6 protein-coding genes are annotated in these 11,744 nt (G+C 63.3%); all 6 read left to right on the forward strand.

The window, feature by feature from the left end; genetic code table 11:
- Nucleotides 1-33 precede the first annotated feature (33 nt).
- The gene (tssF, locus tag U5805_RS15910; RefSeq protein ID WP_322104442.1) at nt 34-1,872 is read left to right on the forward strand and encodes a type VI secretion system baseplate subunit TssF; all 1,839 of its coding nucleotides are present in this window, start codon (nt 34-36) and stop codon (nt 1,870-1,872) included.
- Nucleotides 1,836-2,921, forward strand: a complete 1,086-nt coding sequence (gene tssG / locus U5805_RS15915; RefSeq protein ID WP_322104443.1) for a type VI secretion system baseplate subunit TssG — start codon at nt 1,836-1,838, stop codon at nt 2,919-2,921. Before tssF ends, tssG begins: the two co-directional genes overlap by 37 nt.
- A 37-nt stretch (nt 2,922-2,958) precedes the next feature.
- Nucleotides 2,959-5,637 (forward strand): type VI secretion system ATPase TssH, encoded by a 2,679-nt coding sequence (gene tssH / locus U5805_RS15920; RefSeq protein ID WP_322104510.1) that lies wholly within the window; start codon nt 2,959-2,961, stop codon nt 5,635-5,637.
- A gap of 32 nt (nt 5,638-5,669) precedes the next feature.
- Complete coding sequence (tssA, locus tag U5805_RS15925) at nt 5,670-6,791, forward strand: type VI secretion system protein TssA (RefSeq protein WP_322104444.1); 1,122 nt, start codon at nt 5,670-5,672, stop codon at nt 6,789-6,791.
- An 88-nt stretch (nt 6,792-6,879) separates the two neighbouring features.
- Nucleotides 6,880-9,579 carry a type VI secretion system Vgr family protein gene (locus tag U5805_RS15930; RefSeq protein WP_322104445.1) on the forward strand — a complete coding sequence of 900 codons (2,700 nt, stop codon included), beginning with the start codon at nt 6,880-6,882 and terminating at the stop codon, nt 9,577-9,579.
- Between the two features lie 39 nt (nt 9,580-9,618).
- A complete protein-coding gene (locus U5805_RS15935; protein WP_322104446.1) occupies nt 9,619-11,712 on the forward strand; it encodes a hypothetical protein in 2,094 nt (697 codons plus the stop codon).
- The last annotated feature ends 32 nt before the right edge of the window (nt 11,713-11,744 follow it).

Below are 11,744 nucleotides of genomic sequence, written 5' to 3' on the forward strand. Positions count from 1 at the left end.
GCGCGCGAATAGCGTTTAGGGGCGGGGGAGTGCATGGAAGCGTTGTTGCCGTACTACGAGCGCGAGTTGTCGTTTCTGCGGCGCTACTCGCGCGAATTCGCCCAGCGCTATCCGAAGATCGCGGGCCGTCTCGCGTTGACCGGCGAGCATTGCGAAGACCCGCACGTGGAACGCATGATCGAGTCGTTCGCGCTGCTCGGCGCGCGCATCAACAAACGGCTCGACGACGATTACCCCGAATTTACCGAAGCGCTGCTCGAAGTGCTGTACCCGCATTATTTGCGGCCCTTTCCCTCGTGCTCTGTCGCGCAACTCGGCGACGCGGCGTCGTTCGGCAATCTGACCGAGCCCGCGCTGATCGAGCGCGGCACCGAACTCAAGTCGCGGCCCATACGCGGCGTGCAGTGCCGTTTTCGCACGGCCTACGACGTAACGCTCGCGCCCATTCGCATCTCGGAAGCGCGCTTCATGCCGGCCGCGATTGCGCCTGGCGCAACCGTCCTGCCGCAGAACGCCGCCGGCGTGATTTCGATCACCTTCGAATCCACGGCACAGCAATTCGATCTGGGCGCCTTGAAAAGCGGCCCATTGCGCGTGTATCTGCAAGGCGAACAATCGTTTATCGCGGCGCTCGGCGACAGTCTGTTCGTCAATGCGATTGCGGCGTACGCCGAGCCCGAGCGCAACGGCCGCTGGCGCGCGCTCTCTTCGCTGCCGTTCGCGCAGGCGGGTTTCGACGAAAGCGAGGCGCTCATTGACTACCCCGCGAAGTCGCATCCCGCTTATCGCTTGCTCACCGAGTATTTTGCGTTTCCCGAGAAGTTCGATTTCGTCGATTTCGATCTCGACAAGATGACGCGCGCCGTGGGCCGCTGCCGCCGTCTCACGCTGCACATCGTGCTCAAGGACGTGCGCAGCGACTCGCACGCGGCGCGCCTGCTCGACTCGCTGGCGGCGCATCATTTGCGGCTTTTCTGCACGCCGGTCGTCAATCTGTTCAAGCAGCACGGCGAGCCGATCCGCCTCGATCATCATGCCGTGTCGTATCCCGTCGTGGCGGAGGCGCGCCGTGCGTTCGCCTACGAAGTGTATTCGATCGACTCCGTGCAGCTCGTGCGCCAGCGCGCGCATGACGAGTCGGTGATCGAGTTTCGGCCGTTTTATTCGTTGCGTCACGGCGAATCCACGCGCGCGGGCCATTACTGGTTTTCGCGGCGCGACGAGTGGGTGGCGCAAAAAAGCCCCGGCTACGAAACGGAAATCTCGATTGTCGATATCGACTTCGATCCCGTGCAAGAGCAGACGGAAACACTGAGTCTCGACCTCACCTGCACGAATCGCGATCTGCCTTCGGGGCTTTCGATCGGGCTGGAAGGCGGCGATCTGTTCATTGATGGCGGCACGATCACCAACCGCATCGCGCTGCTGTTGCGCCCCACGCCGTGCGTGCGTTTCGAGCGCCGCCAGGCCGCGCATTGGCGGCTCGTTTCGCATCTCGCGCTCAATCATGTTTCGCTCGCGAGCGAAGGCGCCACGACGCTCAAGGAAATGCTCGCGCTCTACGACTTGCGGCGCTCGGCGGTTTCGGCGCGGCATGTGGACGGCATCGTGAATGTCGAGCAGCGCGCGGCCGTGCAGTGGCTGCCCGGCAAGCCGTTCGCGACCTTCGTGCGCGGACTCGAAATACGGCTCACCGTGGACGAGGACCATTTTGTCGGTGCGAGCCTGGGAACGTTCGTGCGCGTGATCGACGTGTTCTTCGGTCTTTACGTTCATATCAATAGTTTCGTGCAACTGGTGGTCGTCTCGCGGCGCACCGGCGAGGAGATCATGCGATGCTTGCCCCGCAGCGGCGAATCGATTCTGGCGTAATCGGGCGGCTGCTCGACGAGCCGCATCGCTTCGGTTTTTTTCAGGCGGTGCGGCTGCTCGAACGCTGGTTCGTCGACAACACCGACACGCGCCAGCGCGATGTGCTGCCGCGGCGCATTGCGTTTCGCAACACGCTTTCGCTCGGTTTTCCGCCGAGCGAAATCGAGCAAGCCACTTCTTACGATGCCGCCGGCGACGCGCTCGGCAATGCGGAACAGCGCGCGGCCGCGCTCGCTTCGGGCGAGTTCGAGCGCGTCGATCTCACGCCCGCGTTCTTCGGCTTGCTCGGTGCGCAAGGCGCGTTGCCGCTGAGCTATACCGAGCAGATTTCGGCGCGCGAGCATTTGCGGCGCGATCGCGCGGCGCGCGAATTCTTCGACGTGTTTTCGAATCGCGCCACGGCGCTGTTCTATTCGGCGTGGAAGAAATATCGTTTGCCGCTGCATTACGAACTCGATCGCGACGAACGTTATTTGCCTTTGCTGCTGGCGCTCGCGGGCGTGGCCGGCGAGTCCGCGCGCGAGGGGCTGCACGAGGGCGAGGGGGCGATCTTCGACGAATCGATCGCGGGTCATGCGGTAGCGGCGCGCCATCAGCCCGTTTCCGCCGCCTGGCTGCGCAACACGCTTTCGGAGTATTTCGACGTGCCCATGCGCGTCGAGCAGTTCGTCGGCAAATGGTACGACGTGCCGCCCGATCAGCTTTCGATGCTGGGGCGGCGCAATGTCGTGCTGGGCGCAACGGCGCTCGCGGGCGAACGCGTGTGGCAGCGCGACATGCGCGCGCGTCTCGTGATCGGCCCGCTTTCCAAGGCGCAGTACGAAGCGTTCCTGCCCGGCGCGGAGCACGCGGTTGCGCTGGAGCGCATGCTCACGCTGCTCGCGCGCGTGACGCTCGAATACGAGGTGCTGCTTGTCCTGCGCCGCGAAGAGGTGAGCGGCAGCCGACTGGGCGCGGGCGCGCGACTGGGCTGGGATGCGTTTCTTTCGACGCATGAAGCCGATTGCGATCGCGCCGACGCGCGTTATGAATTGCACGTGATTCACTGACCACGATGACAAAATCGACGAGGCCACAGCGCACATGATGAGCACGCCCTTGAAGACCCTGATCGCGAAGCTCGATACGACTTGCCGGATTGCCGCCGAACGCGCCGCGAGCCTGTGCCTTTCGCGTGGCCATTACGAGGTGGATCTCGAACATCTCTTTCTTGCGTTGCTCGAAGCGCAGAGAAGCGACTTCGTGTGCGCGCTGCGTGCGTCGCGCGTCGATGCGCATGCGTTGCGCGCCGATCTCGAACGCGAATTGCAGCAGCTCAAATCGGGCAATACCCGCACGCCGGTGTTTTCGCCGCATTTGATCGCGCTGTTCGAACAGGCGTGGCTGATTGCTTCGCTCGATTCGCGCATTGCGCGCATTCGTTCGGGGCATTTGCTGCTCGCGTTGTTGAGTGCGCCGGATCTCGCGCAGTTCGCGCAACGCATGTCGGCGCGTTTCGCGGAGGTATCGGCGGCGGATCTCAAGCATCGTTTCGACGACGTGACGGAAGGCTCGGAAGAAGCGCTGCAACCGGAAACGGCGCACGCCGCCTCGCACCATGCCGGCGATGCAAACGACGCAATGCCGGGCGCGGCGAACGGCGCCTCGAAAACGCCTGCGCTCGACACCTATACGACCGATCTCACGCAACGCGCGCGCGAAGGGCATCTCGATCCGGTGATCGGTCGCGAGGCCGAAATCCGGCAGACCATCGACATTCTCATGCGCCGCCGCCAGAACAACCCCATTCTCACGGGCGAGCCGGGCGTGGGCAAGACGGCGGTGGCCGAAGGGCTCGCGCTGCGCATCGCGGCGGGCGACGTGCCCGAACCGTTGCGCGGCGTGGCGTTGCGCGTGCTCGACATGGGCCTGTTGCAAGCGGGGGCGAGCGTGAAGGGCGAATTTGAAAACCGCCTCAAGAGCGTGATCGACGAAGTGAAAAAGAGCCCGCAGCCAGTCGTGCTGTTCATCGACGAGGCGCATACCATTATCGGCGCGGGCGGTCAGGCGGGTCAGAACGATGCGGCGAATCTGCTCAAGCCGGCGCTCGCGCGCGGCGAATTGCGCACGATCGCGGCAACCACGTGGAGCGAGTACAAGAAGTACTTCGAAAAGGATGCGGCGCTTGCGCGGCGCTTCCAGGTGGTCAAGGTGGAGGAGCCTGACGAAACCATCGCGGCGGCCATGCTGCGCGGCATCGCGCGTTTGATGGAGCGCCATTTCAACGTGCGCATTCTCGACGAGGCTATTACCGAAGCCGTGCGGCTTTCGCATCGCTACATCAGCGCGCGCCAATTGCCGGACAAAGCCATCAGCGTGCTCGACACCGCATGCGCGCGCGTCGCGCTCGCGCAAGGTTCGACGCCAGGCGCCATCGACGACACGAGAAAGCGGATCGAGCGCATCGAGGCCGAAATCGCGAGCCTGGAGCGCGAAACCGTGCATGGCGCCGTTCACGACGAACGCCTTGCGGTGCTGCGCGCGCAAGCCGAAGCCGCGCACGAGGAAGTCGCGGCGCACGAGGCGCGCTACGCGCTGGAGCGCGAACTCGTGGTGCGGATCGAGGCATTGCGCCGCGGGATCGACGCGGCGCGCGAAGATAGTACGTCGTCCGAACGAATTCGCGAGGCCGATGCCGCGCGCGCCGAATTGCCCGAACTGATCGCGCGCCTGCAAGCGTTGCAAGGCGATGCGCCGATGGTGCCGTTGCAGGTGGACGCGCACGGCGTGGCCGAAATCGTGGCGTCGTGGACGGGCATTCCGCTCGGACGCATGGTCAAGGACGAGATTCAGACCGTGCTGAACCTGAAGCCGCTGCTCGCGGAGCGCATCGTCGGGCAGGATCATGCGCTCGAAGCCATCGCGCAACGCGTGCGCACGGCGGGCGCGAATCTCGAAGACCCGAACAAGCCGCGCGGCGTGTTCATGTTCGTGGGGCCTTCGGGCGTGGGCAAGACCGAAACCGCGCTGGCTCTTGCCGACATTCTCTACGGCGGCGAACGCAAGCTCGTGACCATCAACATGAGCGAATATCAGGAAGCGCATAGCGTTTCGGGGCTCAAGGGCTCGCCGCCCGGTTATGTGGGTTATGGCGAGGGCGGCGTGCTCACCGAAGCCGTGCGCCGAAATCCGTATTCGGTCGTGCTGCTCGACGAAGTGGAGAAGGCGCATCCCGACGTGCTCGAAATGTTCTTCCAGGTGTTCGACAAGGGCACGATGGACGACGCCGAGGGGCGCGAAATCGACTTTCGCAACACGCTCATCATTCTCACTTCCAACGTGGGATCGGCGGCGATCATGCAGGCGTGCCTGAACCAGCCCGAGGAAGCCATGCCCGACGCGCACGCGCTCGGCGAATTGCTGCGGCCGCAGTTGTACAAGACGTTCAAGCCCGCGTTTCTCGGGCGCATGAAGGTCGTGCCGTATTACCCGATTTCCGACAACGTGCTCGCGGAGATCATCGAATTGAAGCTCGAACGCATTCGCCGCCGTATCGACGCGAATCATGGCGCGACGTTCGAGTGGGACGAGTCGCTCGTCGAGGCCGTGCTCGCGCGCTGCACGGAAGTGGATTCGGGCGCGCGCAATGTCGATCACATTCTGAACGGCACGCTGTTGCCCGAACTCGCGCAGCAAATGCTCGAACGCATCGCGGAGGGCACGCCCATCGCGCGCGTGAGCGTGCGCGTCGGCGAAAGCGACGAATTCGCCTACGCGGTCGAATGACGACTCACCGAAACGGATTGCACCGAAACGCCATGTCCACCGACTCCGAAGCGCTGCTGGCGCCCATCGACGAAACCTCGCCTTGCGGCGACGACCTGCTGTTTTCGCCGGAATTCGACGCGATCCAGCATGCCCGCCGTTTCGACGATCCCACGCTCGATCAGGGCGAGTGGATCACCGAAATCAAGGAAGCCGACTGGCCGTTCGTGGTCGAGCGCTGCATGGAATTGCTGCGCACGCGAACGAAGGATTTGCGCCTTGCCGTGTGGCTTACCGAGGCGCTGGCGATTCAGGAAGGCGTGCCGGGACTCACGCAGGGCTACGCGCTGTTGACGGGGCTGGTGGAACGTTACTGGGCGCGCGTGCATCCGCTGCCGGAAGGCGATGACGTCGAATACCGGCTTGGCAATGTGGCGTGGCTGGCGGGACGCTCGGCGGAATTGCTGCGCTCGGTGCCGCTCACGCAATCGGGCGCGGCGTATAGCGCGATCGACTGGGAAGTGGCGACGCATGTGGCGCAGGCCATCAAGCGCGATCCCGATCATGCCGACGACATCGCGCGCGGGAAGCCCTCGGTCGAACAGATCGACGCGTCCAGACGCGCGACGTCTCAAGCGTTCTACCGTTCGCTGCTGGCGCAGCTCAAGACCTTCGAGGCCGCGCTGGCCGCGCTCGACGCGTCGCTCGACAGTCATGCGGGCGAGCACGCGCCGAGCTTTCGGCAAACGCGCGACGCGTGCGAAAGCGTCTATCGGCTCGCGGAGCGTTTCGCGCGCGACGTGGGCGTGGACGTGAATGCGCAGCCCGCCGCCGCCATGCCGGAAAGCGCCGCCGCGAGCGTGTCGCGCGAACGCGCCGAGCCGAGCTTCAAGACGCCGCTGCCCGTGGAGGAAAGTATGAGCGACACGATCCGTATGCCGGTGCGCGCGCAAGCAGGCATTCAAACGCGCGCCGAAGCCGTGGCGCAACTGCGCGCCGTTGCCGCGTTCTTTCGCGACACCGAGCCGCACAGCCCCGCGGCCTATCTCGCGGATAAAGCTGCCGAATGGGCGCAAATGCCGCTGCATCAGTGGCTTTCGAATGTCGTGAAAGACGACGGCACGCTTGCGCATCTGCGGGAAATGCTGGGCGTGAAACCCGAGGAAGGACCTTGAGCGACGGGCGGGCGTGCAGGAATCGTTGGCGTGAAGGAACGAGGCAACTTCATCGGCGCACAGGCCGGACAGAACGGAGCGAATAGAGATGGCGGCAGCGGACTTGTTGGATCAATTGCGCGCGGGCGTGCTGCAAACGGGCCGTCTTCTCAAGATCGACACGCCGCTCGGCCGCAACACGCTGCTGGTGCAGCGCGTGGTGGGGCAAAGCCGGGTGGGGCGCGATTACGATTTTACCGCGGACGTGGCCTCGCTCAGCGAGTCGATCGAACTCAAGCAACTCATTGCGCAGCCCGTTACGTTGTGGCTGCAACAAGGCGATAAATCGTACCGGCCCGTGCATGGCTACGTTCACACGGCGCGACGGCTGGGCTCGGACGGCGGACTCACGAGCTATCAACTGGGCTTTGCGTGCTGGATGCACTTTCTGCGCTTTCGCAAGGACGCGCGCATCTGGCAGGACACGACGGTCGACGACATCGTCACGCAGGTGTTCAACGAGCATCCGCAGGCGAAGGGCGCGTTCCGCTTTGCACTCGACAAGCCGTTGGCGCCGCGTTCGTTCTGCGTGCAATACGAAAGCGACTGGAATTTCGTGCATCGGCTGATGGAAACCGAAGGCTGGTACGGCTTCTACGAGCAAGCCGACGACGGTCAGTCGCATACGCTCGTGATTACCGATAATCTGGACGCATTCAAGCCGCTCTCGCCGCAAACGGTGTCGTTCTATCGCGCGGGCACCAATAGCGAAACCGATGCGTTCGTGCAATGGTCGGGCACGCGCACGCTGCAAAGCTCCACGGTTTCCACGAGCACGTTCGACTACAAGGCGCCGCGCGCGAAAAAGACCACGGAAATTCCGGCCGTTCCCGAGCAAGGCAATTTGCCGGAGCAGGCCGAAGTGTACGAATACACCGGCGCTTATGCGTATAAGGAACAGGAGCGCGGCGACTCGCTTTCGAAAATCCGCATGGAGGAATTCGAATCGCGCGCGAAGCGTTATGTGGGCGTGGGCGCGGTTCGCAACGTGGATGCGGGCCGTTGGTTCGAACTCGCCGATCATCCGGAGCTGTCCTCGGAAAGCGAGCAGAACCGGCAATTCGCGGTGCTTTCGGCGCAATGGGTGATCGAAAATAATCTGCCCGTTTCGAATTCGAAAGTCACGTTTCCGCATAGCCTTCAGCAACGCGTGAGCGCGGTGCGCGCGGAATACGGCACGAGCGACCCGTATGGCGTCGTGGACGAAGGCGACGGCAGCACCGGTTTCTTTCTGACGACGATCGAAGCGCAGCGCCGCACGGTGCCGTTTCGCAGTCCGCTGGAACACGCGAAGCCCGTCATGCCGACGCAGACCGCCACCGTGGTCGGTCCGTCGGGCGAGGAAATCTACACCGACGAACTCAATCGCATCAAGGTGCATATGCACTGGGACCGCCTCAATCACGGCGACGAAAACGCCTCGTGCTGGGTGCGCGTTTCGTATCCGAACGCGGGCGACAACTGGGGCGGCGTGTTCGTGCCGCGCATCGGCCAGGAAGTGGTGATTACCTATGTGGACGGCGACCCGGACCGGCCGCTCGTGACCGGGCGCGTGTACAACGGCGCCGCGCAGCCGCAGTGGCATAGCAACGGTCAGCTTTCGGGCTACAAGTCGAAAGAGCACAAGGGCGGCGGCTTCAATCAACTCGTGTTCGACGACACCACGAGCCAGAATCGCGTGCATCTCTACAGCACGCAAACGGCCGCGCAACTCAATCTCGGCTATCTGGTGAGCCAGCAGGACAACACGCGCGGCGCGTTTCGCGGCTCGGGCTTCGAACTCGCGTCGGACGCCTATGGCGCGATCCGCACGCAAAAGGGCCTGTATATCAGCACTTTCGGGCGCGCGGGCGCGAGCGGCGATCAACTCGACGTGAAGGAAGCGTTCGGGCAGCTTCAGGCGGGGCAACAACTGCTGGGCGCGCTTTCCGATACCGGCGCGCAGCACGGCGCCGACGCCATGCAGGCCAACGACACGCTCAAGTCCTTCACCGCCGCGACGCAAGGCGCTCAAGACGGCGCATCGGGCGCATCGGGCGCATCGGGCGGCAGCGCATCGGGCGCGGGGACGGGCAACGCCAACGGTTTTAGCGACCCGGTGCTGCTGCTCGCTTCGCCCAAGGGCGTGGGCATCGCCACGCCCGCGAGCGTGCATGTTCACGCGGGCGAGAACGCCACGGTGTCGGCGGGCAAGGACGTCAACATCGGCGTGGGCAAGGGCTTCGTGCTCAATGCGGTCGAGCGCGTGAGCGTGCTTGCGCTCAAGCTCGGCATGAAGCTGATCGCCGCGCGCGGCAAGGTGCAGATTCAGGCGCAGCAGGACGGCGTGGATCTGCTTGCGTTAAAAGGCATTCAGGTGACTTCGACGACCGACTCGATTCAACTCACCGCGCAGAAAGATATTCTGCTGACCTCGGGCGGCGCCTATATCCGGCTCACGGGCGGCAATATCCAGATTCACGCGCCGGGCGCCGTGGATATCAAGGGCGCGCAGCACTCGTTCTCCGGGCCGACGCGTTACGACGGTCAGCCGCAGGCGCTGCCGCAAGGCATCGTCAACGATCAGCAGTTCGTGCTCAAGGACGAAAAGACCGGCAACGTCATGCCGCTCGCGCCGTATCGCATCGAAAACGCCAATGGCGACGTGCTCGCGCGCGGCATCACGGACGCGGAAGGAAAAACCGTGCGCGTGTTTACCGGCTCGAAAGCGCAGAGCCTCAACATGTTCCATGAAGACGACGGCGTGTAAGCCTCCGACGAACACCATACGCGCGAGCAGGGATCAGTCATGAACCAGCAAAAGCCCTCGGGGACGAGTCAATCCAATCCGCAGGAAGGCAGCACGGCCGACGCGAAAGGCACACAGGGGCCGCTGTATTTCTTTTATCCGGACACGGCGGAATTGTTCGTGTGTCCCGCCGATTCGGTGAGCGCCGTGGCGCAGGAAATCGCGCTCATGAGCAAGCTCGCGGAAAATCTCGTGGAAGCGCGCCAGCAACTCGGCGAGGCGCATGCGAATTATCTCGCGCAGCAGTCGAACACGGCATTGCGCCCGCAACTCGAAGCCACGCTGAAAACCGCCATCAAGAAAGAAGAAGCGGCCACGAAGGAAGTCCACGAAAAGCTGGAGGAAACGCCGGCCTTCAACAAGGACGGCGTGTGGGAATTGCTGCCGTTGCGCAAAACGAAATCGGGCAAGGATCAATACGCGGGTCAGCGTTTCACTTATGTGCGTTCGAGCAAGGTGGCGAATCATTTTCGCCGCTACAAGCTCGAATCCGATAAGCCGCAATTGAAGTCGTTTCTCAAGAAGAACGCGCAGACCGGCAAATACGAACTCGACCACGAGCAGATCGACGACAAGCTCAAAGAGGCCTTTCACAAGTACACGCTGCACGAATGGAAGACGCCTCCGTGGGGCAAGGAGTGGGCGCCCGAATTTGCCGAGGCATTCAACAAGCGCGCGAATTTCAAGTCGCCGGACAGCCCCGACGCCATGGCGCAATTCTCGGGCGGCGTGCAGATTCTGCGCTTTTTCGCGGGCGCGGGCGCGAGCGCGAAAGTGGAGAACTCGTTCAAGTCGTTCGACGACGTATTGAAACTGCGCGGTGAAATCGCGGCATCGGCCAAAGCGAAGGGCGAGATCGGCGGCGTGCTGGCAAACGGCAATATCAAGGCCGAATTCTTTTTGCCGTGGAATGCGGGGCTTGAATTGTGGATTCCCGCGCCCACCGCGCAGAAGAACGGCAGCGTCACGTACGGCTCCACGCCCGACACCACGCTCGGTTTCTTTCGCCTCGACATCACCTGCAAGGGCGAGGCGTCGTGCGGTGCGAGCCTGCTGGCGGAAGGCGGCGTGGAATTCAAGCTGGGCCGCGACGGCAAGACGCAAAAAGTGAAGGGCAGTCACGCCACGCACGATCCCACGCAAATGCAGCGGCCCAGGATGGACGTGACCAAAGTCGAAGTGAAAGCCGATGCGGGCGGCGACCTCAAGGCGTTCGCGGGCGTGGAAGCCGAAGGCTCGATCGAAGGCGCGTTCCAGTGGCGCCGGCCCGAGAAGAAGGACTGGACCGTGTTCGCGGCTGTGAAGCCGGGCGGGAGCGGCCAGGCCGGCATCGGCGCGCAGGCCGCCTTTCACGTGACCTACGACGGCAAGTTCCGCATCCTGATGCGCGCGGGCGTGTGCGTGGGCGTGGGACTCAAGGGCGAAGTGGAAGCCACGGTGGATGTCGTCAACATGGGCGAATTCGCCTGGTGGGCGAAAACCCAGGTGGCGTATGCGGGCGACAAGAACCTCAAGTATTTCGAGGAGTCCGCTTTCAAGACGTTTGCGACGATGTACACGCTGGCCGTGGCGAAAGGGCAGCAAATCGGTCACTATGTAGGCCAGCAACTCGAACAGATGAAAAACGAGCTGGACGATTTCATCCGGACTTCGCCGCAGCAATTCATCAATGCCGTGCGCAACGCGCACGACTCGCTGCTCAACGGTCTTGCCGAAGTGAAAGGCTATTTGATCAATGCGCTCCAGGAGATCGGCAACACGTTCGACGAATGGCGCGAGGACGCGGCCGACGCCATCAGCCGCATTCTCGCCTCGGCGCAGATCGACAACGAATTGCAGAACATTTACCAGTTCACTTCGCCCGAGATCGGCGTGAAAACCGACCCGCAAATGGCGCGCGCCAGCATTGCCAGCTTCGTGGGTTCGCAGCAGGTGGCAATGATCGAAAGCCGCATGCGCAGCGATCCCGCGCCCGGTTACGCATTCGCCTTCAACGATTCGCCCGTGTACGGCATGCAAAGCGGAACGAATGTGGCGTGGCTCGATCCTAAAATGACCACGACCGACGGCAGCGGCGATACGATGTTGGCGTGATCCCGGTTCGCGGACAAAAAATGACAGTGGAG

Origin of the sequence: Paraburkholderia sp. J41 (assembly GCF_905220235.1) — a bacterium.
In the GTDB taxonomy this organism is placed as follows: domain Bacteria; phylum Pseudomonadota; class Gammaproteobacteria; order Burkholderiales; family Burkholderiaceae; genus Paraburkholderia.